The sequence below is a fragment of the Methylobacterium currus genome (assembly GCF_003058325.1).
In the GTDB taxonomy this organism is placed as follows: Bacteria; Pseudomonadota; Alphaproteobacteria; order Rhizobiales; family Beijerinckiaceae; genus Methylobacterium; species Methylobacterium currus.
Window position 1 is genome coordinate 2649682 of sequence record NZ_CP028843.1, and the last position, 21609, is coordinate 2671290.

The window sequence follows — 21609 nt, forward strand, 5'->3', positions numbered from 1 at the left end:
CAGAGCTGCCAGGCTCCTCCACGCGACCTCCGGGACAAATCAGGCGACGACTTCGCGACCGGTGCCCGCCTCGGCCACCCCGTTGCTTCCGCTCAACGCCGCGTCCTGCGGCGGCCGGACCTGTCCTGACATGACGCCCCCCAGCTTCGCCCCCGCACCCCGATATCCCATGATCGAAGACACCCTCGCCCCGATCGAGACCCCGGCCGCCCCCGCCATGCGCGAGGTGAAGCTGCAGGATCTCAAGTCGAAGACGCCGACCGAGCTCCTCACCTTCGCCGAGGAGGTCGAGGTCGAGAATGCCTCGACCATGCGCAAGCAGGAGCTGATGTTCGCGATCCTGAAGCAGCTGGCTGCCAAGGACGTCGAGATCATCGGTGCCGGTACGGTCGAGGTGCTGCAGGACGGCTTCGGCTTCCTGCGCTCCTCCGACTCGAACTACCTGCCGGGTCCCGACGACATCTACATCTCGCCGACGCAGATCCGCCGCTTCGGCCTGCGCACCGGCGACACCGTCGAGGGGCCGATCCGCGGCCCGAAGGACGGTGAGCGCTACTTCGCGCTCCTGAAGGTCAACACGATCAACTTCGAGAGCCCGGACAAGATCAAGCACAAGGTCCACTTCGACAACCTGACGCCGCTGTTCCCCACGCAGCGCTTCAAGCTCGAACTGTCGGAGCCGACCCGCAAGGACTTCTCGCCCCGGATCATCGACATCGTCGCGCCGATCGGCAAAGGGCAGCGCGCCCTGATCGTGGCGCCGCCGCGCACCGGCAAGACGGTGCTGATGCAGAACATCGCCCAGTCGATCACCCTCAACCACCCCGAATGCTACCTCATCGTTCTGCTCATCGACGAGCGGCCCGAGGAGGTCACCGACATGCAGCGCTCGGTGAAGGGCGAGGTGATCGCCTCGACCTTCGACGAGCCGGCGACCCGCCACGTCCAGGTCGCCGAGATGGTGATCGAGAAGGCCAAGCGCCTGGTCGAGCATGGCCGCGACGTGGTGATCCTGCTTGACTCGATCACCCGCCTCGGCCGCGCCTACAACACCGTGGTGCCGTCCTCCGGCAAGGTGCTGACCGGCGGCGTCGATGCCAATGCCCTGCAGCGGCCCAAGCGCTTCTTCGGTGCCGCCCGCAACATCGAGGAGGGCGGCTCGCTCACCATCATCGCGACCGCGCTGATCGACACCGGCTCGCGCATGGACGAGGTGATCTTCGAGGAGTTCAAGGGCACCGGCAACTCCGAGATCATCCTGGACCGCAAGGTCTCCGACAAGCGCATCTTCCCGGCCATCGACATCACCCGCTCCGGCACCCGCAAGGAGGAGCTGCTGGTCCCGCCGGACTCGCTCAAGAAGACCTACGTCCTGCGCCGCATCCTCAACCCGATGGGCGTCACCGACGCGATCGAGTTCCTGCTCGACAAGCTGCGCCAGACCAAGAGCAACGGCGACTTCTTCGATTCGATGAACACCTGATCCGACCGCCGGTCGCGATCACCTGGATATTCCGCGCGGCGCCTCGAGAGGGGCGCCGTTGCTGTTTGTGCGCCCGGTATGACGGGTTCCTGACGGTGGTCGTTCCTTCTCCGCGGGGCAGGCATGGGCAGCGATCGTTCCGGATCGGCGGGGAGCGGCCTGCATATCGATCATCAAGCACCGGCCATGACGCGCGCCGTTCGGAGCGGGCGGGTCGAGACTTCGCAGCCGCGAACCCTTCTCGCTGCAAATCACGCGGCAAAGGCGTCCGACAAACGCCGCCCATGGGCACCGGCGGGTTCACCGCTCTTCGGCGTCCCGGCCTCCGCCTCGATGGACAGGCACGGTCTCCAACCGTCTTGCCTGCGCTCGCCTCCGCGAGTCGCCTGACTGAGGCTACATCCCTGATGGTCGGAGCGAGAGCCCAAGAGACACCTCCTCGCGAGACTGGCGTGCTCTGCGACCCTATGGCCATGAGTTCGTGCCGCCCGGGCTGCACAGGGAGGACATCGGCCCCGGTCGGCTCCGCCGCCGGATCGTGGTAGCCCGGACTTCCGCAACATTGCTCCAATCCCCTCCCTGCCGATGCTCTCCTCCGACTCCATCTTCGCCCCCGCCACCGGTTACGGCCGTACTGCCGTGGCCGTCGTGCGGATCAGCGGACCCCAGGCCGGTCCGGCCCTGGCGTCGCTGATCCGGTCGCCCGTGCCGCCGGCGCGGCGCCTGTCGCTGCGCATCTTGCGCGAGCCGGCGACCGGAGAGCTGCTGGATCACGCCCTGGTGGCTTGGCTGCCCGGCCCCGGTACCGCCACCGGCGAGGATATGGTGGAGCTGCATCTCCATGGCGGTCCGGCCGTGCGAGCGGCGGTCCTGCGCTGCCTCGGCGGGCTTCCAGGCCTCGCGCCGGCCGAGCCAGGGGCCTTTACCCGCCGGGCCTTCCTCAACGGGCGCATGGATCTGACCGCTGTCGAGGGGCTCGCCGACCTGATCGATGCCGAGACCGAGGCCCAGCGGCGCCAGGCCGTGCGCCAGCTCGACGGCGCCCTTGGGCGGGCGGTTGAGGGGTGGCGGGTCGCCCTCCTCGATGTGCTCGCCGGAACGGAGGCCGCGCTCGACTTCTCCGACGAGGGCGATGTCGACGACGAGGCCTTGACCGCGTCCGGGCGTGCCGCCGCGGCCCGGGTGCGCGACGCGATCGAAATTGCCCTCGCCGATGGCCGCCGGGGCGAGCGTTTGCGGGATGGCTTCACGGTCGTGCTCGCCGGTGCGCCCAATGCCGGCAAGTCCACCCTGCTCAACGCCCTCGCCCGCCGCGATGTGGCGATCGTCTCGGAGATCCCGGGGACGACCCGGGATGCCATCGAGGTGCGCTGCGATCTCGGCGGCCTGCCGGTATTGCTGGTCGACACGGCGGGCCTTCGCGACAGCACGGATGCGATCGAGGCGGAAGGTGTCGCGCGCAGCCGCCGCCGCATCGATCAGGCCGATCTGGTCCTGTGGCTGCGCGAGCCCGGAGGCGAGGTGCCCCCTCCCCTCTCCGCCCCGGTGCTCGTGGTCGCGACCAAGGCCGACCTGTCGGGCTTGGGCGCGGGCGGCGAGATCCCGATCTCGGCGCGGACGGGTGCCGGTCTCGATCGCCTCCTGTCTGAGATCGAGCGCATCGCCGGGTCGTCCCTCGGGTGCGGTGATGCCCTGGTGACGCGAGAGAGGCAGCGGCTCGCGCTCGAACGCTGTGTCCATCACCTCGACCGCGTCGTCGTGAACGGCGCCGCAAATCCGGCAGAGTTGGTGGCGGAGGATTTGCGCCTCGCTGTCCGGGCGCTCGGCGAGGTGGCGGGTCGGGTCGGGGTCGAGGAGATGCTCGATCGGCTCTTCGCCAGCTTCTGCATCGGCAAGTGAATGGTGGGACGGCGGTGTTTTCACGTGAAACGCGGGATGGCGCGACAGCGTGATTGACGCCGCCGCTGGGTGCCGCCTAATCACCTCATGCACACGGACGATTCTTCCACCTACGACGTCATCGTCGTCGGCGGCGGGCATGCGGGCGCCGAGGCGGCTGCGGCCGCCGCGCGCTATGGCGCCCGCACCGCCCTGGTCACCCATCGGCGCGACACGCTCGGGGCGATGTCCTGCAACCCGGCCATCGGCGGCCTCGGCAAGGGCCACCTCGTGCGCGAGGTGGACGCGCTGGACGGATTGATGGGCCGGGTGGCGGACCAAGCCGGGATCCAGTTCCGGCTTCTCAACCGCCGCAAGGGGCCTGCCGTGCGAGGGCCCCGCACCCAGGCCGACCGCAAGCTCTACGCCCAGGCGATGCAGGCGCTCTTGAGCGAGACGCCGAACCTCACCATCGTCGAGAGCGAGGTCGCCGACCTCTCGGTTCACGATGGGCGGGTCAGCGGCGCAGTGCTCGCCGATGGCCGTACCCTCCCCTGCCGCGCCGTGGTGCTCACCACCGGGACCTTCCTGCGCGGCCTGATCCATATCGGCGACGTCACGACGCCGGCCGGTCGGATCGGCGAGGGCCCGGCGCTCGGGCTCTCGGCGACCCTCAACCGTCACGGCTTCGCCCTTGGCCGCCTGAAGACCGGCACGCCGCCGCGACTCGACGGCCGCACCATCGATTGGCACGGCATCGACAAGCAGGCCGCCGATGACGATCCGGTGCCGTTCTCGACCCTGACCGAGCGGATCACGACGCCCCAGGTCGAGTGCGGCGTGACCCGGACGGGCCAGGCGGCGCACGATCTGATCCGCGCCAACCTGCACCGCTCGGCCATGTATTCCGGCGGCATCACCAGCCGCGGGCCGCGCTATTGCCCGTCGATCGAGGACAAGGTGGTGCGGTTCGGCGACCGCGACGGACACCAGATCTTCCTCGAGCCGGAGGGCCTCGACGATCCGACCGTTTACCCAAACGGCATTTCGACCTCCTTGCCCGAAGAGGTGCAGCACGGCATCGTGCGCCTGCTTCCCGGCTGCGAGCGGGCGGTGATCCTACGCCCTGGCTACGCGATCGAGTACGACTACGTCGATCCACGCGAGCTGGATCCGACCTTGCAGACTCGCCGCATTGCCGGCCTGTTCCTGGCTGGCCAGATCAATGGGACGACCGGCTACGAGGAGGCGGCGGGCCAGGGCTTGGCGGCCGGGCTCAACGCCGCTCGTCTCGCCGGAGCGGCCGATCTCGCCGTGTTCGACCGCGCCGAATCCTATATCGGCGTGATGATCGACGACCTCGTGACCCATGGGGTCAGCGAGCCCTATCGTATGTTCACCTCGCGGTCGGAGTATCGGCTCAGCCTGCGGGTCGATAATGCGGACGAGCGTCTGACCGAGCGCGGCATTGCTCTCGGCTGCGTCTCAGCGAACAGGGCCGCACACGATGCCAAGCGTCGAAAGGCGCTTCGGAGCGCGCGGGAGATGCTGGACGATCTGAGCCTCACCCCAACGGAGGCGCAGCGGCACGGCATTGTCCTCAACCAGGACGGCATCCGCCGCTCGGCCTTCCAGCTCCTGTCCTATCCCGAGATCACGTGGGACCGGCTGGCCATGGTGTGGCCGCAGCTCCGAGGCACTCCCCCTGCCCTCGCCGATCGCCTTTGCACCGACGCGACCTATGCGGTCTATCTCGACCGTCAGCGCGCGGACATCGCGGCGTTCCGGCGCGACGAGGCCGTGGCGCTGCCGGCCCTACTGGATTACGGCAGCATCGCCGGCCTCTCGAACGAATTGCGGCTGAAGCTCGACAAGGTCCGCCCCCTCACTCTCGGCCAGGCCGCCCGCATCGAGGGCGTTACGCCGGCTGCCCTCACCCTGCTCGCCGCCCATGCCCGCCGCGGCACTCCCGCTCAGGTTCCGGCCGAATGACCCGTGCTCACCTCGGCCGCGACGCCGTCCTGCGCGAGGCTGGCGTTTCACGTGAAACAGCCGCGTCCCTCGACCTCTACGTCGCTCAGCTCACCCGCTGGCAGTCGATCAAGAACCTCGTGGGCCCTTCGACCCTCGCCGAGGTCTGGACCCGCCACGTCGCCGATTCGCTCCAGCTCCTGGCCCTCGCTCCCGAGGCGACCCGCTGGCTCGATCTCGGCAGCGGCGCCGGCATCCCGGGCCTGATCCTGGCGATCGCTGGCCGCGACCGTCCCGGCTTCCACGTCGACCTTGTCGAGAGCAACGGCCGCAAGGGCGCCTTCCTGCAAGAGACGGCGCGGCTCACCGGCGCGCCGGCCAAAGTCCACGTCGCCCGCATCGAGACCGCGATTGCCGGGTTTGCCGATTCGCAGGTCATCACCGCCCGGGCCCTCGCACCGCTGTCGCAGCTCCTCGCCTGGACGGCACCCTTGTTGAAAAACGGCGCGATCGGACTTTTTCCGAAGGGGCGTGATGTCTTAACCGAATTGACCGAGGCCGAGGAAAGGTGGAGATTCACCGCGGATCTGATCCCGAGCCGGACCGATTCTGAGGCCAGAATCGTCCGCGTCTCCAGCGTGAGCGGCCTTCTCCCATGATCGCGGAACCTCCTGAGTCGCAGGCGGGCGGCAGCCCGCGGCCCCTGCGCATCATCGCGCTCGCCAACCAGAAGGGCGGCGTCGGCAAGACTACGACAGCGATCAATCTCGGCACGGCACTCGCGGCGATCGGCGAGCACGTGCTGATCGTCGATCTCGACCCGCAGGGCAATGCCTCGACCGGCCTCGGCATCGACCGGCGCCAGCGCCGCCTCTCGACCTATGACGTGCTCTCCGGCGAGGCGTCCTTGGCCGACGCCGTGCAGGCGACCGCCGTACCGCGCCTGTCGCTGGTTCCCTCGACCATGGATCTGCTGGGCCTCGAAATGGCGATGGCGAGCGCGCCGGACCGGGCGCAGCGTCTGCGCCGGGCCCTGGACCCGCTCGATCGGGGCGAGGCCCCGGAGGACCAGCGCTTCACCTATGTGCTGATCGACTGCCCGCCCTCGCTCAACCTGCTCACCCTCAATGCCCTCGCGGCGGCGCATGCGGTGCTGGTGCCGCTGCAATGCGAGTTCTTCGCCCTCGAAGGCTTGAGCCAGCTCCTGCGCACCGTTGAGCAGGTCAAGGGTGCCCTCAACCCGCGCCTGGCGATCCAGGGCGTGGTGCTGACGATGTTCGATCCGCGCAACAACCTGTCGGCACAGGTCGTCGCTGACGTGCGCGAGTTCATGGGCGACAAGGTCTACGAGACCATGATCCCCCGCAACGTGCGCGTCTCCGAGGCGCCGTCGCACGGCAAGCCGGTGCTGCTCTACGATCTCAAATGTGCCGGCTCGCAAGCCTATCTGCGGCTCGCCTCCGAGATCATCCAGCGCGAAGGCCGCCTGCCGGCCGCCGCCTGAAGAACCCGCGCCGATCTCGGGCCGGCCTGAGAGCGAGCGCCCTGCGCCGTTGGTCGAGTGGAGTTGATGAGAGGATGAAGGGTATGGCGGAGGAGGGAGCGCGGCCGCGCCTCGGGCGGGGTCTCGCGGCGCTGATCGGCGATTTCGGTGAGGAAGCCGCTGCCGCTCCCGAGAAGCCTAAGGCCGGCCAACGGCGTGTGCCGATCGAGTTCCTGCGGCCGAACCCGCGCAACCCGCGTCGCCATTTCGCCGAGACCGAGCTCGAGGAATTATCGGCCTCGATCCGGACCCGCGGGGTGATCCAGCCGATCGTGGTCCGGGCGTTGGCCAACGTACCGGACGCGTTCGAGATCGTTGCCGGGGAGCGTCGCTGGCGCGCGGCGCAGCGGGCCGGCCTGCACGAAGTACCGGTGGTCACGGTCGAGATCGACGACCGCACCTCGCTCGAATACGCCATCCTGGAGAACGTCCAGCGCGCCGATCTCAACGCCATCGAGGAGGCGGCGGGCTACGAGCGGCTGATGAGCGAGTTTCGCTACACCCAGACTGAACTCGCCGAGATCATCGGCAAGAGCCGCAGCCATCTCGCCAACACCCTGCGCCTGCTGCAACTGCCATCCGGGGTTCAGGACCACGTCATCGCCGGCACGCTCACGGCCGGCCATGCGCGGGCGCTCCTCGCCGTCAAGGATCCGGAGACCATCGCCCGCCGGGTGATCGAGGACGGCATGACGGTGCGCGAGGTCGAGGCCCTGGCCGCCGGCGAGCAGACCGGCACCGGTCCACGCCCCGGCCGGCCGCGCAAGGCCGTCGCCGAGAAGGATGCGGATACCCGCGCCCTCGAACGGCGCCTGGAGGATGCCCTGGGCGTCGGCGTCTCGATCGAGGTCAAGGGCGCCGGCGGCGAGGTGCGCCTGCGCTATACCAGCCTCGACCAGCTCGACGGGCTGTGCCGGCGCCTGGAGATGTAGCGAGACCAGAAGGCCGGGCATTCCCCGCCCGGCCTCGAAGAGAGGAGGGGCTCGTCAGCCGCGCCGCGCCGCCTCGCTGGCGAGCCGCAGGAAAAGATCGGCCGCGACGGCGTGCGAGAAGTCGCCGCCGGCCCGGCGGGCGCCGAGCACCGCCTCCTGCAGCAGCGACACGGCCCGGCGCAACGAGGCCGGGCTCCAGCGGGCGAGCTGCGTCTCGACGATCCTCTGGCGCCGGAAATGCAGGCCTCGCCAGCCCGCCACCATCGCGCCCGGGCTCTTGCCCTCGCCGTCGAGGCGGGTGGCGAGCAGGGTGAGCGCGTGGCGCAGGGCGCCGCCCAGCATCACCGAGGCGTCCATCCCCTCGATCTGGAAGCGCCGATAGGCCCGCTCGGTCTCCGTGACCCGTCCGGCGAAAGCCGCGTCGATCAGGGCGTTGAGCATCGATCCCGAGACGTCGCTGCCGATGGCCTCGACATCCTCGATCCCGACCTCGCCCTGACCCCGCGCATAGAGCGCGAGCTTCTCGATCTCGCCGAGGCTCGCCCGCCGGTCGCCGCCAAGGCCGCTGACGAGGAGGTCGCGGGCCTCGCGGGTGATGCGCAAGGAGTCGGCCCGCAAGGTCCGCTCGATCAGCTCGGCGAGCGTGCCGGCATCGTCAGGGTAGCAGGGGATCGCCAGCGCGCGGCCGGAGCGCTCGCACACGACCCGCAAGGGGGCCGATTTGGCGAGGTCGCCGGCCTCGACCACGATCCGCGTCTCGGCACCGTCCTGCTTCAGGACGGCATCGACCGCCGGGGCGTAGTTGCGGCTGCCGGGCCGCACCCAGATGGCGCGTTTGCCGCCGAACAGCCCGACCGTGCCGGCCTCGTCGATCAGGCGGCCGGGATCGCTCGCCAGCACGTCGCCGTCGATCTTCACCAGGGCGAAGGGGTCGGAAGGGTCGTCGACCGCCTTCTCGGCGAGGAGGCGGGCGCGCTCGGTGACGAGGCCGGTATCCGGGCCGTAGACCAGGATCACGGCGATGCGCGGATCGGGGCCGCGACGCAGCAGTCCCTCGACCTCTCCGGCCTTGACGGCGGTCATCGAGCGCCTCCGGTGGTCATGCGTGGCTCAAGGCTGAGTCGCCAGGATCGCGGCGACGCGGGTCTTGATCTGCTCGGAGAGGAGCTTGGCGAGCCGGATCTCGGCATCGCGCGCGGCGCGCAGGCTGGCGAAGCGCTGGGCCGAGCGGTCATAGGTGGCAGTACCCTGGGCGACGCCCTCGGTGAGGGTGCGGTCGCCGGCGAGGGTCTGGACCTTGTAGGACGCGGTGCCGAGCAGGGTCGCGGATTCGGCGCGACCCGTGATGGAACTGACAATCGGCGTCTGCACCGTCTCGCTCGCCGCGAGGATCAGGCGGTACTTCTTCTCAGAAGGCTGGCCCGACCCGTCGAGGTCGAAGACCAACTCGCTGCGCAGGTAATGGCCGAGGCGCTCCTGCCCCTGCGCGGTCTTGGCCGGCTCGACCTGGATCGAGGCCAGCACGGCACTCAACGGGGCGCCGGAGGCCGTCGGTCCGTAGAGCGGCCGGAAGCAGGCCGAGAGGCCGAGCGCCAGGGTGGCGACGAGAGTGAGGTTTCGCGCCGTCTTCGCCGTGCTGCCTGCCATGAAGGTCCGTCCTGCCACCACTGATCTCGTCACCGCGACACTGACGCCGTTACCGCTACGCTGAAGCCCTGCCAAGGGGGTTGGCGAACCGGACTCGCGAAGGAAGCATGGGACCTCGAATCGAGGTTCGTCGCGCCCTCAGAATAGGGGAGGGGACCTAAAGAGTCTCTGCGGCGACAGCAGGGCGCGAGTTCGATCAGGACGGGAAATCGAGGATGTTGCGGATAAAGGAAGGGCCCGGCGATCCTTCGATCTCCGGGCCCCAGAACCTCATCGAAATGGGCGGTCGATCAGACCACGATATTGACGATACGCAGCGGCACCACGATCACCTTGCGGGGCGGCTTGCCTTCCAGTGCCCGCTGCACCGCTTCCAGCGCCATAACGGCTTCCTGCACACTCGCCTGATCGGCGTCGCGCTTCACGGTGACATCGGCGCGCTTGCGACCGTTGATCTGCACCGGCAGGGTCACGCTGTCCTCGATCAGAAGGTCGTGACGGATCGCCGGCCAGGCTGCTTCCGCCACCAGGCCGTCTTGCTTGAGAGCGGTCCAGCAGGTCTCGGCGAGGTGCGGCATCATCGGGGCGATGAGCTGGACCAGGATCAGCGTCGCCTCCTGCAGGGCAGGGGAGGGGGCGTGGCCGCGCTCGGCATTCACCGCCTCCTGCAGGCTGTTCGCCAGCTCGTAGATATGGGCGACGCAGCGGTTGAAGCGCAGGCGCTCGATGTCCTCGCCAACCGCGTTCAGCGCCTTATGCGCGGCCTTTAGCACGGCCTCGTTGCCGGCCTTCGGCGGCTCCGCGCCGCCCTCGGCGACCTCGCTCACCATGCGCCAAATCCGCTGGACGAAGCGCGAGGCACCCTGCACGCCATCCTCGGTCCAGATCACGTCGCGCTCCGGCGGCGAGTCCGAGAGCATGAACCAGCGGGCGGTGTCGGCGCCGTAGGACGCGATGATGTCGTCGGGGTCGACGACGTTCTTCTTAGACTTCGACATCTTCTCGATCGCCCCGATGGCGATCGGCGCGTCGGTTTTCACGTGAAACGCTTTTCTGGCGCCGTCCTCGGTCACCACCTTGACGTCGACCGGCTGCACCCAGCCACCGGCCTCGTCCCGGTAGGTCTCGTGGACGACCATGCCTTGCGTGAACAGGCCGGCGAAGGGCTCGTCCAGCCCGGCCCAGCCGGTCTTGCGCATCGCCCGCATGAAGAAGCGGGAATAGAGCAGATGCAGGATCGCGTGCTCGATGCCGCCGATATACTGGTCGACCGGCAGCCAGTGGTCGGCCACCGCCTTGTCGGTCGGCGCGTCCTCCAGCCACGGCGCGGTGAAGCGCGCGAAGTACCAGGACGAGTCGACGAAGGTATCCATCGTGTCGGTCTCGCGCCGGGCCTGAGCCCCGCAGGACGGGCACGGCACGTTGCGCCAGGCCGCGTCGCGCTCCAGCGGGTTGCCGGGTACGTCGAACGAAACCTCCTCCGGCAGGCGCACCGGCAGGTCCTCGACAGGCACCGGCACGACGCCGCAGGCATCGCAATGGATCACCGGGATCGGGCAGCCCCAATAGCGCTGGCGCGAGACGCCCCAGTCGCGCAGGCGGAACTGCACCCGGCGTGCGCCCATGGGGGCTCCGTCGAGGGTCTCGGCCTCCAGGCGGTCGGCGACGGTCTTGAACGCGTCGTCGGTGCTCATCCCGTCGAGGAAGCGCGAGTTGATCATTCGGCCGTCGCCGTCATAGGCGGTGTCGGTGATGACGAAGGCGGCGGGATCCTGGTCCGGCGGGCACACGACCGGTGTGTTGCCGAGGCCGTACTTGTTGGCGAAGTCGAGGTCGCGCTGGTCATGGGCCGGGCAGCCGAACACCGCACCGGTGCCGTACTCCATCAGCACGAAATTCGCGACGTAGACCGGCAGGGTCCAGGACGGGTCGAGGGGGTGGCGGACCTTCAGGCCGGTGTCGAAGCCGAGCTTCTCGGCCGTGTCGATCGCGGCCTGCGCAGTGCCCATGCGCCGACACTCGGCGATGAAGTCCTGCAGGGCCGGGTTGTCCTTCGCCACCGCGGCGGCGAGCGGATGGTCGGCGGCGACCGCCAGGAACTTGGCGCCGAACAGGGTGTCGGGACGAGTCGTGTAGACGGTGACCTCGCGCGCCGTTCCCCCCGGCACGCTCTCAAGGGCGAAGCGCAACTCCAGGCCTTCCGAGCGGCCGATCCAGTTGCGCTGCATCAGCCGGACCTTCTCCGGCCAGCGCTCCAGCGTGTCGAGCCGGTCGTCCAGATCCTGGGCGAAGTCGGTGATCTTGAAGAACCATTGGGTCAGCTCGCGCTGCTCGACCAGCGCACCCGAGCGCCAGCCGCGCCCATCGATCACCTGCTCGTTGGCGAGCACGGTATGGTCGACCGGATCCCAGTTCACCTTGGCGGTGCGGCGCGAGACCAGCCCGGCCTGCAGGAAGTCCAGGAACATCCGCTGCTGGTGCTTGTAATACTCGGGATCGCAGGTCGCGATCTCGCGACTCCAGTCCAGCGACAGGCCCATCGATTGCAGCTGCGCCCGCATCGTCGCGATGTTGGCGTAGGTCCAGTCCCGCGGGTTGACCTTGTTCTGCATCGCGGCGTTCTCGGCCGGCAGGCCGAACGCATCCCAGCCCATCGGGTGCAGGACGTTGAAGCCCTTGGCCCGCTTGTAGCGGGCGACCACGTCGCCCATCGCGTAATTGCGCACGTGACCCATATGGATGCGCCCCGACGGATAGGGGAACATCTCGAGCACATAGTATTTCGGGCGCGGATCGTCGTTGCGGGTGCGAAAAATCTCCCGCTCGGCCCACACCTGCTGCCAGTGGGGCTCGGAATCCTTCGCGTTGTAACGTTCGGCCATGGCGGCGTCTTTGCGACCGGTCGGCGCCGGCGCCGAGAGCACCGGCGGCAGGGATGAAGGGAAAACGTCACGGCCGCAAACGGTTGAGCTTGCTCGGCGCGGCGCCGGCGGACTAGGACACGGTTTGGTCCCGAGGGTCAACAATCAAGCGGAGAGGCAGCCGGTCATGATCGACCCGCAGACCGTCACGTCGAATCTGGCCGAGGTGCGGGAGGCCGTCGCCCGGGCCGCCGAGGACAGCGAGCGCGATCCCGCCGGCGTCGCGCTCATCGCCGTCTCGAAGACGATTGCGGCGGACGGCATCCGCCCGGCCCTCGCGGCGGGCCAGCGCCGTTTCGGCGAGAACTACGTGCAGGAGGCGAAGGCGAAGTGGCCCGCCCTGCGCGAAGAGTTTTCGGAGATCGAGCTGCACCTGATCGGCCCCCTGCAATCGAACAAGGCGCGGGAGGCGGTAGAGCTGTTCGACGTGATCCATACCCTCGACCGGACCTCCCTCGCCGCGTCCCTGGCGAAGGAGATCCAGCGCAGCGGCCGGCATCCGACCCTGCTGGTCCAGGTCAATACCGGCGAGGAGCCGCAGAAGGGCGGGGTGGCGCCGGGCGCGGTCGATGGCTTTCTGGCCGAGTGCCGGGACACGCACGGCCTCGTGGTCTCGGGGCTGATGTGCATTCCGCCGGCGGAGGATCCGCCCTCGGCGCATTTCGGCCTGCTGGCGGCGATCGCCCGCCGCCACGCCCTGCCGATCCTGTCGATGGGGATGAGCGCCGACTACCCGGCGGCGATCCAGATGGGCGCGACCCATGTGCGGGTCGGCAGCGCGATCTTCGGGGCGCGTCAGCCGAAAGCCTGACGCGCAGCCGTTACGTCAATTGGCGTGCAGGCAGCGGATCTCTTCCCGCGCCTGCTCCAGGAAGCGGACGCGATCCTCGTCCGTGAGTAGAACGGGGGAATTCGGCAGCCCGTCGCGGTAGCGGGCGGAGCTGTCCCAGAGGGTGCCGCGGGCGCCCTCCGCCGCGTGAATCTGTCGGGCTCGAACGATCTCGGTCGCGGTATAGGCGTCGAGCATGCGTCTTCTCCCTGCGTCCGATATGGTTTTTGTGTGGCAGCAGGACCGTACAGGATGTCGCCGAGCAGAGCGAGTATGGCAGCGTTACCAATTTGAAAGATGTCGTTCTGCTCCGCGCGGCGCGGTTTCAAAGAAGGATGTCGCTGTCTGCTCGCGAATTCGGAGCAAACCCTTCTCAGATCGTGAGGCGTGTACCGGGACCGAGGCGGCGCAGGAGCCGGACGAGATCGGGGCGGCGCAGGGCCACGCAGCCCTCGGTCGGCCGGAAGCCGGGGCGGGCGACGTGCAGGAAGATGGCGCTGCCGCGGCCGGGACGGATCGGGCCGCGATTGTAGTCGAGGTCGATCACGAGGTCGTAGAGCCCGTCGTCGCGCCACATTTTCTCGGCGCTGATGCCGGGGGCAGGAAGGGGGATGGGACGGTTGTAGCGCCGGTCGCGGGGCTCGTCGCACCAGCCGTCCTGCGGGCGGATGCGGCGCAAGGGGAGGGGGGTCGCGGGCCGCACCCCGAGCCGGTCCGGCCGGTAGAAGCCGCCGCGCAGGCGAAACGTCCCGCGGGGCGAGGCGCCGTCGCCCTCGCGCTTGGCGCGCGTCTGGCCGCCCTTGCCGAGGGCGCAGGGGATCAGGACCGGGCCGGCGATCAGGGTGCCGCGTCGTCGGTCGAGGGGATTCGAGCGGACCCGCAGGTGCGGGAGGGTGATGCGCTTCATGGGGACCGTCTTACGGCGCCGGCTCAGACGCCGTCGAGGGGACCTGCGAGGGGACCTGCGAGGGGAGCCGCGAGGGGAGCGTGACAGGACGCCCCGTCCGACCGAGAATGGCACGGCCTCGATCCGAGCCGTCCCCCGAGCCATTCCCGACGACATGCCTTCGCCGAACCCGCTTCCCGATCCTGCGCCGGACTGGCTCGGCTGGCTGCCGCCACGCCTCGTCGCGGTCGATGTCGAGACGACGGGGCTCGCCGAGACCGACCGGGTGGTGAGCTTCGGCGCCATGGCGCTCGCCACCGCCTCCCTCGCCGCCGGCGCTCCGGAGATCGCCTGCCACCACCTGATCTTCGATCCCGGCCGGGCGAGCCATCCGAGGGCCGAGGCGGTGCACGGCTACGACGACTGGCTCCTGCGCCACCAGGACCCGGCCGGCCTGTATGCCGGCGCCCTGGCGGACCTCCTCGCCGGGGCCGACCTGATCGTGGCCCACAACGCCGCCTTCGATCTCGGCTTCCTCAACCGTGAGCTCGCCGCCGCCGGGCTGCCGCCGATTCGGCCTCGGGTCTACTGCACCATGGAGGCCTATCGCCGCCGGGGCGAGAAGGGGCGGGCCGCCCTCGACGCTTTGTGCCGGCGCATCGGCCTTGCCCGGGTGGGCACCCGCCACGGCGCGCTCGAGGATGCCTGGCTGGCGCTCCGGGCCTATCTCTGGCTCCAGGCCTGCCCGGTGGCGGTGGCGCGCCCGGATCTCGCCGCGCCGAGCAACCTGCGGCCCGTCCCGCCGCGCCCCGAGGGCCCGCTGCCGCCCCGCGCCTGAGGATCGGCGCCGTGGACAGGGAGGGGGCCGGCCCTTGCCGCGGCTTGGCGCTCCGCTACTCTGCCCCGCACGCTGCCAGGCTGCGATCCGTCCGGGATCGTGGCCTGGCCGGCGGGATCCGAAAGCCCGCCCGCCTTCCTCGAGAGTGCCGGTTCGATGTCGAACGCCCACCGCCTGCTCGTCGTCGACGACGATCCGACCCTGCGCGACACCCTGACCGAGCAGCTCGCCCTGTCGGACGCCTTCGAGGTGGTCACCGCCGAGACCGCGCGCGGGGCAATGGACCGGGTCGCCGCCGAGCGCGTCGACCTCGTGGTGATGGATGTCGGCCTGCCCGATCTCGACGGGCGCGAGGCGGTGCGGCAGATGCGCCAGGGCGGCTTTCGCGGCCCGGTGATCATGCTGACCGGCCAGACCTCGGATTCCGACACTGTGCAGGGGCTGGATGCCGGCGCCAACGACTACGTGACGAAGCCGTTCAAGTTCGCGGTGCTGCTCGCCCGCATCCGCGCCCAGCTGCGCCAGTACGAGGCGAGCGAGGACGCGGTGTTCCAGATCGGCCCCTACACGTTCCGGCCCGGCGCGAAGCTGCTCGTCGGCGAGCGCGGCTCGAAGCTGAAGCTCACCGAGAAGGAGACCGCGATCCTGCGCTTCCTGTACCGCGCCGGGCGGCAGGTGGTGGGGCGCGACACGCTGCTCGCCGAGGTGTGGGGCTACAACGCGCAGGTCACCACCCACACCCTCGAGACCCACATCTACCGCCTGCGCCAGAAGATCGAGCCGAATCCGGCGACCGCCTCGATCCTGGTGACGGAAGGTGGGGGGTACAAGCTGCTGCCGTAACGACCCGATCGGCGATCGGGCGCGTCCCCCCCCTCAGGCGATCATTCCCCGCGCCTCCACGGGAAGCGTGCCGACGACCGCCCCGTCCCGCACGGCCACCAGCTCGTCGACCATGTTGACGACGACGCAGACGTGGTTGGGCACCACTTCGACCAGGGTGCCGATGGCGGGCCGCTCGGTGCAGGACGCGAGATCGAGGAAGCCGTGCTCCTCCGCGAAGGTACTGACGCGGGCGCCCGGGTGGTCGGGCAGCAGCCCGAACCCGTCGAGGCCGCCGCCGGGATCGCTGGTGAGCGTCTTCGAGCCGGCATCCAGGATGCCGCGCTCAGGCCCGGCCCGGCTCACCACCCGGGAGAGCACCGCCAGCGCGCAATCTTCCAGGCCGGCGACGCCCGCCGCCATCATCATGCGGTCGTTGAAGATCACGGTGCCGGCCCGGTGCTCGGTGGCGCCGCGCACCTGCCCGAGCTCCGGCAGGTTCGGCGTGCCGCCGGTCGAGACGATGCGGGGCGTGAGGCCGTGCTCGGCGAGCCCCGCCCGCGCCGCGTCGAGGAAGGCTTGCGCGTCCGCCGCGGCGCCGGCCGGCGGATAGAGAAGCAGGCCCGCGAAGGCGAGGCCGGGGCGGCCGGCGATGTCGCGGGCGAGCGCCACCGCCTCGCCCGGGGTCTCGACGCCGGCGCGCTTGCGGCCGGTGTCGCATTCGACCACCACGTCGAGGGGGCGCTCGCCGGCGCGCGCGGCCTCGGGCAGCCCCGCCACCGTCACCGGGTTGTCGGCCGCGACCGTGATCCGGGCGGCGCTCTCGCGCAGGAGCCGGCCGAGGCGCCCGATCGCGTGCGGGCCGATCAGGTTGTAGCTCACCAGGATGTCGTCGATCCCCGCCCGGGCCATCACCTCGGCCTCGCCGATCTTCTGGCAGGTGACGCCGCGCGCCCCGGCCTCGATCTGCATCCGGGCGAGGACCGGGCTCTTGTGCGTCTTGATGTGCGGGCGGTTGGCGAGGCCGGCCGCGTCGCAGGCGGCCTGGAGCCGGGCGATGTTGCGCGCCACCCGGTCGAGGTCGATGACGACCGCCGGCGTGCCGTAGCGGCGGGCGATCTCCTCGCGCAACGCGGGGCTCAGCATCGCGGCGCCCCTCTGCAGGTCGTAGGCGGAGTCGTGTCGGCACGCATCGTCGTCCCTCCTGCGGCGCTTCACGGCCGGATCGTAACCGCAAACGGCGCCCGCCGCCCACCCGCAGGAAGGCGTTCTGCCATCCGCAGGGGCAACCCAATCTTAGACTTCTATCCCTAGACAGGGGGGATTGCTGGCACCGCGCAACGGAGCGTCGATGCATCCCGGATCCCGCAGGCGGCCGTCCACCGCGTCCCGCACGCTGGCGGGATCGATCGTCGTCGCCACCCTGGTGATCGGCGCCGCCTCCGGCCTGACCGTCATGCAGATGCGCCGCAGTGCCTGGGAGCAGATCGGCCGGGTGTCGCAGAACCTGCTGGAATCGGTCGAGCACATGGTCGACCGCAACATCGAGCTCTACGACCTGTCGCTCCAGGCCGTGGTCGCGGGCTTGCAGAACCCGGAGGTCGACGGCCTCGCGCCGGGCCTGCGCCAAGCCGTGCTGTTCGACCGTGCCGCCACCGCGAAGGGCCTCGGCGCCATCCTGGCCCTCGACGCGCAGGGGCAGGCCTTCGCCGATTCGACCGCCCCGGTGCCGCGCCGGCTGCGCTTCCCCGACGCGGATTTCTTCCGCATCCACAAGGACCGGGAGGATGCCGGTCTCTATATCGGCAAGCCGATCAAGACGATGCCGGACGGGCGCTGGGTGATCCCGCTCAGCCGCCGCCTGGCCTACGCGGACGGGACCTTCGCCGGTGCGGTCGTCGGGACGATCGACATCGGCTATTTCGACGCCCTGTTCAGTCGCCTCAGCCTCGGTCCCCGGATGCGCATCGCGTTCTTCCGCGAGAGCGGCGAGCTCCTGGTCCGCAGCCCGGTGCTGGAGGACGCGATCGGCAAGGATATGACGGCCGCGCCGCATTTCCCGCATTTCCTGGAGCACCGTTCGGGACAGTTCGTCGCGACCGGCTACACCGAGGCGGTCGAAGGCTTGTTCAGCTACGGCCGGATCGGCCATCACCCGCTCATCGCCGCCGTGGTTGTGCCGACGCAGGCCATCGCCGAGCTGTGGCGGCCCAAGGCGATGGTGATCGCCGCCCTGGTGGCCTTCCTGTGCGGCGGCATGATCGGGCTGACCCTCGTGCTCCAGCGCGAGCTCGAGCGGCGGGCCCGCGCCGAGGAGCGGGCGCTCGCGGCCAATCGCGATCTCGCCCGCCTCGCCCATACCGACGGGCTCACCGGCCTGCCGAACCGGCGCCATTTCGACGAAGCCTTCGCGCGCGCGCGCGAGGAGGCCGCAGGGACCGGGACGCCCCTGTCCCTCGTCCTCCTCGATGCCGACCGGTTCAAGCGCTACAACGACACGTACGGCCACCTCGCCGGGGACGAGGTGCTGCGCGCCATCGCCCGGGTGCTGCAGCGCCAGGTCCGGGAGCCGGAGACCGCCTGCCGGATCGGCGGCGAGGAATTCGCCGTGCTGCTGCCGGGCTCCACCGGCCCGGAGGCCGTCGCCCGGGCCGAGCGCATCCGCCAGGCGCTGGCCCGCCTGCACATCCCGCACGTCGCCAACGAGAGCGGCATCGTCACGCTGAGCCTCGGCGTCGCCGAGGGCGTCCCGGGCGAGGCCGGCGGGCAGATCTTCTCGGCCGCCGATGCGGCGCTGTACGAGGCCAAGCGACAGGGGCGCAACCGCGTGGCGGCGCGGTGCGGGAGCGGGGAGGGCGCGCGGGTCGCGTGAGAATGCGGCGCGCATCGCGGGCGACGGCGTCCCCCTTTGCCGTATTTTCTGCGACGAACCGGTGTCCACTGCGCCGGAAAATGCTCTAGAGCTTGACCGGGCCGCCCGGGCACCTGGCGCCGGCGCCGGAGGGGAGAGCGAGGCCGTTGGCGCTCGACGACGACATCGCGATTCTGGAAGCGGCGCCGCTGTTCGGCCTGATGAACCGGGACGCCCTGCGGCTGATCTCGTTCGCGGCCGAGCGCCGGCGGCTGGAGCCGGGCGCCGTGCTGTTCACCCGCGGCGAGACGGCCGAGGGCGGCTTCGTTGTGATCCGCGGCACCGTGGTGCTGGAGCCCCGTAATCCCCGCGGCGCCCCGGTCGAGGCCGGGCCTGCCGCGCTGATCGGCCAGGCCGCCCTGTTCTCTCCCCTGGAGCGGCCGACCACCGCGCGGGCCGGCAGCACCCCGGTCGAGGTCATGGTCGTGACCCAGGCGGTGATGCGCCGGATGCTCGAGGTGTTCCCGGACGCGGCCGCGGTGATCCACGACGCGCTCGCCGACGAGCTCGCCGCCCTGACCCGCGCCTTCGCCGACAGCCGCGCCGCCGACCCGACGTGACAGCACCGCAGGGGCTTTGGTAGAGGGGACGCCGAAACGCACTCCCGCCTGGACGCACCCCCATGTCGCACGCTGCCATGTCGCACGCCGATCTCGCCCGGACCATCGAAGCCGCCTGGGAGGACCGCGCGAGCGTCGGCGCCGACACGCGCGGGCCGGTGCGCGAGGCCGTCGAGGCCGCCCTGGCGCTCCTCGATTCCGGCGAGGCGCGGGTCGCCGAGAAGGCCGGCAACCAAGACTGGCACGTCAACCAGTGGCTCAAGAAGGCGGTGCTGCTCTCCTTCCGCCTCAACGACATGGCGCTGATCCCGGGCGGGCCGGGCGGCGGCGGCTGGTGGGACAAGGTGCCGTCGAAGTTCGAGGGCTGGGACGCCGCGCGCTTCCGCGCCGCGGGCTTCCGGGCGGTGCCGGGCGCGGTGGTGCGCCGGGGCGCCCACATCGCCCCCGGCGCGGTGCTGATGCCGTCCTTCGTCAATCTCGGCGCCTATGTGGGCGAGGGCACGATGGTCGACACCTGGGCCACGATCGGCTCCTGCGCCCAGGTCGGCAAGAACTGCCACATCTCCGGCGGCGCCGGCATCGCCGGCGTGCTCGAGCCGCTCCAGGCCAACCCGGTCATCATCGAGGACAATTGCTTCATCGGCGCCCGCGCCGAGGTGGCCGAGGGCGTGATCGTCGGCGAGGGCAGCGTTCTGTCGATGGGCGTCTATATCGGCGCCTCGACCAAGATCATCGACCGGGCCACCGGCGAGGTCACCTACGGCCGCGTGCCGCCCTACTCGGTGGTGGTGTCGGGCACGCAACCCGGCAAGGCCCTGCCGGACGGCACCCCCGGCCCGTCTCTCTACTGCGCCGTCATCGTCAAGCGCGTCGATGCCGGCACCCGGGCCAAGACCGGCATCAACGAGCTCCTGCGGGACTGACGTCCCGGTGCGGGACTGACGTCCCGGTGCGGGACTGAAAATCCCGGGCCTCGCGGTCGCCTAGACCGCGACGTTGTCGATGAGGCGCGTGCGGCCGAGATAGGCCGCCGCCAGCACCCGGGCCGGGCCCTCGACGCGCTCCAGCGGCGCCAGGGACTCGGCATCGTTCACCGACAGGTACTGCACGGGCCCGAACCCCGCCGCTTCCAGCGCCGTCCGGCCCTCCGCCAGGGCGGGCGCCGTCTCCGCGCCCCCGCGCACGGCCTCGGCCACCCGCTGCAGCGCGGCGTACATCGCAGGGGCCGCCCGCCGCTCCTCCTCCGAGAGGTAGCGGTTGCGCGACGACAGGGCGAGGCCGTCGGGCTCGCGCAGGGTCGGCGCGCCCTCGATCGCGACCGGGATGTCGAGGTCGCGGGTCGCGCGCCGGATCACCTGAAGCTGCTGAAAGTCCTTCTCGCCGAAGATCGCCCGGTCGGGCAGGCCTTGCAGCAGGAGCTTCGTCACCACGGTGGCGACGCCGGCGAAGTGCCCCGGGCGGAACGGTCCGCACAGGACCTCCGTCAGTCCCGCCACCGTCACGGTGGTGGCGAAGCCCGGCGGGTACATGGTCGTCACGTCGGGCAGGAAGGCGGCATCGGCCCCGACCTCCGCCAGCAGGGCGAGATCGGCTTCCAGGACGCGGGGATAGCGCGAAAAATCCTCGTTCGGGCCGAACTGCGTCGGGTTGACGAAGATGCTGACCACGACCCGGCGCGAGCCGGCTTGCGCCTGCCGCACCAGGGACAGGTGCCCCTCGTGCAAGGCCCCCATTGTCGGCACCAGGGCCACGCCCTCGCCGGCCGCCCGCCAGGCCCGCACCTGCGCCCGCAGGGCTGCCACGTCATTCAGCCGCAGGACGGGGATGGGAGGGGAGGGGGGGATCATGGCGGGTCTCCGGTCGGAACCTGCGCGACCGTAATCGGGGCGCGGATCGGGCGCCAGGGTCGTACCGCGCGAAGATGCCCGGAAGACCCATGCCGTCTCCGTTGATCGTCGCGACCGCGGAGAGGCCAACGCTGGGGACGATCGTTTCCCGGAAAGCACATGCCTTTCCGTAAGATGAGATGATTCGCTTGAGGCCGAGCCGGACCGTGCCCGCGCAAGACAAACTCTACCCGCTTGAGTTCTTCATCGGTGCCACTCCTCTCTCGCTGCAAGCGAACGCAGCCTCGAAGGCGCGGTGGATGGAGACCGTCAAAGGGGCTGCCCGAGGGCGCATCGATGCGACGTATGAACTCGGTTTCGTCGACGAAGGGCCGTTCTGCCTCACGATCTCCTCTTCTCGCGACGCGCCCATGATGGGTGGCACCGACAATATCGTGAAGCCCATCATGGATGCGCTGATCCACCTGGCTTACAACGACGATCGCTCGATCGAGCGCGTCGTCGTGTAGAAGCTGGAGCCGGGGATCGACTGGGAGTGCGC

Annotated in this window: 20 protein-coding genes; 13 read left to right on the forward strand and 7 right to left on the reverse strand. The window is 70.2% G+C overall.

The genetic code is table 11. The annotated features are described in order from the left end of the window. Window positions 1–169 precede the first annotated feature (169 nt). From rho to DA075_RS12585, 6 genes are all read left to right on the forward strand, one after another. Complete coding sequence (rho, locus tag DA075_RS12560) at window positions 170–1483, forward strand: transcription termination factor Rho (protein ID WP_099953521.1); 1314 nt, start codon at window positions 170–172, stop codon at window positions 1481–1483. A 585-nt stretch (window positions 1484–2068) separates the two neighbouring features. Then, on the forward strand, window positions 2069–3382 hold the full coding sequence (gene mnmE, locus DA075_RS12565; RefSeq protein ID WP_099953522.1) for a tRNA uridine-5-carboxymethylaminomethyl(34) synthesis GTPase MnmE: 1314 nt from the start codon (window positions 2069–2071) through the stop codon (window positions 3380–3382). An 87-nt stretch (window positions 3383–3469) separates the two neighbouring features. After that, window positions 3470–5353 carry a tRNA uridine-5-carboxymethylaminomethyl(34) synthesis enzyme MnmG gene (mnmG, locus tag DA075_RS12570; protein WP_099953523.1) on the forward strand — a complete coding sequence of 628 codons (1884 nt, stop codon included), beginning with the start codon at window positions 3470–3472 and terminating at the stop codon, window positions 5351–5353. After that, window positions 5350–5991, forward strand: a complete 642-nt coding sequence (gene rsmG / locus DA075_RS12575) for a 16S rRNA (guanine(527)-N(7))-methyltransferase RsmG (RefSeq protein WP_099953524.1) — start codon at window positions 5350–5352, stop codon at window positions 5989–5991. Before mnmG ends, rsmG begins: the two co-directional genes overlap by 4 nt. Beyond that, on the forward strand, window positions 5988–6836 hold the full coding sequence (locus DA075_RS12580; protein WP_099953525.1) for a ParA family protein: 849 nt from the start codon (window positions 5988–5990) through the stop codon (window positions 6834–6836). Before rsmG ends, DA075_RS12580 begins: the two co-directional genes overlap by 4 nt. A gap of 83 nt (window positions 6837–6919) precedes the next feature. Continuing rightward, window positions 6920–7807 (forward strand): ParB/RepB/Spo0J family partition protein, encoded by an 888-nt coding sequence (locus tag DA075_RS12585; protein WP_099953526.1) that lies wholly within the window; start codon window positions 6920–6922, stop codon window positions 7805–7807. A gap of 54 nt (window positions 7808–7861) precedes the next feature. Here DA075_RS12585 and holA read toward each other — a convergent pair whose 3' ends face one another. From holA to leuS, 3 genes are all read right to left on the reverse strand, one after another. Next, window positions 7862–8890, reverse strand: coding sequence for a DNA polymerase III subunit delta (gene holA, locus DA075_RS12590; RefSeq protein WP_099953527.1), 1029 nt, complete (start codon window positions 8888–8890; stop codon window positions 7862–7864). 27 nt (window positions 8891–8917) lie between these two features. Beyond that, window positions 8918–9454 (reverse strand): LPS assembly lipoprotein LptE, encoded by a 537-nt coding sequence (locus DA075_RS12595; protein WP_099953528.1) that lies wholly within the window; start codon window positions 9452–9454, stop codon window positions 8918–8920. A 290-nt stretch (window positions 9455–9744) separates the two neighbouring features. After that, on the reverse strand, window positions 9745–12336 hold the full coding sequence (gene leuS / locus DA075_RS12600; RefSeq protein WP_099953529.1) for a leucine--tRNA ligase: 2592 nt from the start codon (window positions 12334–12336) through the stop codon (window positions 9745–9747). A gap of 166 nt (window positions 12337–12502) precedes the next feature. On the opposite strand from leuS, the gene DA075_RS12605 reads away from it, so the two are divergent. After that, window positions 12503–13186, forward strand: coding sequence for a YggS family pyridoxal phosphate-dependent enzyme (locus DA075_RS12605; protein WP_099953530.1), 684 nt, complete (start codon window positions 12503–12505; stop codon window positions 13184–13186). Between the two features lie 15 nt (window positions 13187–13201). On the opposite strand, the gene DA075_RS12610 is transcribed toward DA075_RS12605, so the two are convergent. Both DA075_RS12610 and DA075_RS12615 read right to left on the reverse strand, forming a co-directional pair. After that, window positions 13202–13402 carry a hypothetical protein gene (locus DA075_RS12610; RefSeq protein WP_048434578.1) on the reverse strand — a complete coding sequence of 67 codons (201 nt, stop codon included), beginning with the start codon at window positions 13400–13402 and terminating at the stop codon, window positions 13202–13204. Between the two features lie 175 nt (window positions 13403–13577). Further along, window positions 13578–14111, reverse strand: coding sequence for a L,D-transpeptidase family protein (locus DA075_RS12615; protein ID WP_099953531.1), 534 nt, complete (start codon window positions 14109–14111; stop codon window positions 13578–13580). A 154-nt stretch (window positions 14112–14265) separates the two neighbouring features. Here DA075_RS12615 and DA075_RS12620 point away from each other — a divergent pair, with 154 nt between their 5' ends. Both DA075_RS12620 and DA075_RS12625 read left to right on the forward strand, forming a co-directional pair. Further along, complete coding sequence (locus DA075_RS12620; RefSeq protein WP_099953532.1) at window positions 14266–14928, forward strand: 3'-5' exonuclease; 663 nt, start codon at window positions 14266–14268, stop codon at window positions 14926–14928. Between the two features lie 156 nt (window positions 14929–15084). Beyond that, window positions 15085–15771 carry a response regulator transcription factor gene (locus tag DA075_RS12625; protein ID WP_099953533.1) on the forward strand — a complete coding sequence of 229 codons (687 nt, stop codon included), beginning with the start codon at window positions 15085–15087 and terminating at the stop codon, window positions 15769–15771. 33 nt (window positions 15772–15804) lie between these two features. Here the strand turns inward: DA075_RS12625 and DA075_RS12630 are convergent, their stop codons facing one another. Further along, window positions 15805–16893 carry an alanine racemase gene (locus DA075_RS12630; protein ID WP_414468167.1) on the reverse strand — a complete coding sequence of 363 codons (1089 nt, stop codon included), beginning with the start codon at window positions 16891–16893 and terminating at the stop codon, window positions 15805–15807. Window positions 16894–17101: 208 nt separating this feature from the next. Between DA075_RS12630 and DA075_RS12635 the strand changes: the two genes are divergently transcribed. The 3 genes from DA075_RS12635 (at window position 17102) to dapD (ending at window position 20144) form a co-directional block, all read left to right on the forward strand. Continuing rightward, window positions 17102–18622 (forward strand): GGDEF domain-containing protein, encoded by a 1521-nt coding sequence (locus DA075_RS12635; protein WP_099953535.1) that lies wholly within the window; start codon window positions 17102–17104, stop codon window positions 18620–18622. A gap of 146 nt (window positions 18623–18768) precedes the next feature. After that, on the forward strand, window positions 18769–19221 hold the full coding sequence (locus DA075_RS12640) for a Crp/Fnr family transcriptional regulator (RefSeq protein WP_099953536.1): 453 nt from the start codon (window positions 18769–18771) through the stop codon (window positions 19219–19221). Window positions 19222–19298: 77 nt separating this feature from the next. Next, window positions 19299–20144, forward strand: coding sequence for a 2,3,4,5-tetrahydropyridine-2,6-dicarboxylate N-succinyltransferase (dapD, locus tag DA075_RS12645; RefSeq protein ID WP_099956564.1), 846 nt, complete (start codon window positions 19299–19301; stop codon window positions 20142–20144). A gap of 60 nt (window positions 20145–20204) precedes the next feature. On the opposite strand, the gene panC is transcribed toward dapD, so the two are convergent. Continuing rightward, on the reverse strand, window positions 20205–21068 hold the full coding sequence (gene panC, locus DA075_RS12650; protein WP_099953537.1) for a pantoate--beta-alanine ligase: 864 nt from the start codon (window positions 21066–21068) through the stop codon (window positions 20205–20207). Window positions 21069–21274: 206 nt separating this feature from the next. Between panC and DA075_RS12655 the strand changes: the two genes are divergently transcribed. Beyond that, complete coding sequence (locus DA075_RS12655) at window positions 21275–21577, forward strand: RusA family crossover junction endodeoxyribonuclease (protein ID WP_123834273.1); 303 nt, start codon at window positions 21275–21277, stop codon at window positions 21575–21577. Window positions 21578–21609: the final 32 nt, after the last annotated feature.

What these genes read in the sequence shown, in the direction of transcription:
- rho (WP_099953521.1), top strand. Translation starts at nt 170, where the DNA reads ATGATCGAAGACACCCTCGCCCCGATCGAGACCCCGGCCGCCCCCGCC.
- mnmE (WP_099953522.1), top strand. Translation starts at nt 2,069, where the DNA reads ATGCTCTCCTCCGACTCCATCTTCGCCCCCGCCACCGGTTACGGCCGT.
- mnmG (WP_099953523.1), top strand. Translation starts at nt 3,470, where the DNA reads ATGCACACGGACGATTCTTCCACCTACGACGTCATCGTCGTCGGCGGC.
- rsmG (WP_099953524.1), top strand. Translation starts at nt 5,350, where the DNA reads ATGACCCGTGCTCACCTCGGCCGCGACGCCGTCCTGCGCGAGGCTGGC.
- DA075_RS12580 (WP_099953525.1), top strand. Translation starts at nt 5,988, where the DNA reads ATGATCGCGGAACCTCCTGAGTCGCAGGCGGGCGGCAGCCCGCGGCCC.
- DA075_RS12585 (WP_099953526.1), top strand. Translation starts at nt 6,920, where the DNA reads ATGGCGGAGGAGGGAGCGCGGCCGCGCCTCGGGCGGGGTCTCGCGGCG.
- holA (WP_099953527.1), bottom strand. Translation starts at nt 8,890, where the DNA reads ATGACCGCCGTCAAGGCCGGAGAGGTCGAGGGACTGCTGCGTCGCGGC.
- DA075_RS12595 (WP_099953528.1), bottom strand. Translation starts at nt 9,454, where the DNA reads ATGGCAGGCAGCACGGCGAAGACGGCGCGAAACCTCACTCTCGTCGCC.
- leuS (WP_099953529.1), bottom strand. Translation starts at nt 12,336, where the DNA reads ATGGCCGAACGTTACAACGCGAAGGATTCCGAGCCCCACTGGCAGCAG.
- DA075_RS12605 (WP_099953530.1), top strand. Translation starts at nt 12,503, where the DNA reads ATGATCGACCCGCAGACCGTCACGTCGAATCTGGCCGAGGTGCGGGAG.
- DA075_RS12610 (WP_048434578.1), bottom strand. Translation starts at nt 13,402, where the DNA reads ATGCTCGACGCCTATACCGCGACCGAGATCGTTCGAGCCCGACAGATT.
- DA075_RS12615 (WP_099953531.1), bottom strand. Translation starts at nt 14,111, where the DNA reads ATGAAGCGCATCACCCTCCCGCACCTGCGGGTCCGCTCGAATCCCCTC.
- DA075_RS12620 (WP_099953532.1), top strand. Translation starts at nt 14,266, where the DNA reads ATGCCTTCGCCGAACCCGCTTCCCGATCCTGCGCCGGACTGGCTCGGC.
- DA075_RS12625 (WP_099953533.1), top strand. Translation starts at nt 15,085, where the DNA reads ATGTCGAACGCCCACCGCCTGCTCGTCGTCGACGACGATCCGACCCTG.
- DA075_RS12635 (WP_099953535.1), top strand. Translation starts at nt 17,102, where the DNA reads ATGCATCCCGGATCCCGCAGGCGGCCGTCCACCGCGTCCCGCACGCTG.
- dapD (WP_099956564.1), top strand. Translation starts at nt 19,299, where the DNA reads ATGTCGCACGCCGATCTCGCCCGGACCATCGAAGCCGCCTGGGAGGAC.
- panC (WP_099953537.1), bottom strand. Translation starts at nt 21,068, where the DNA reads ATGATCCCCCCCTCCCCTCCCATCCCCGTCCTGCGGCTGAATGACGTG.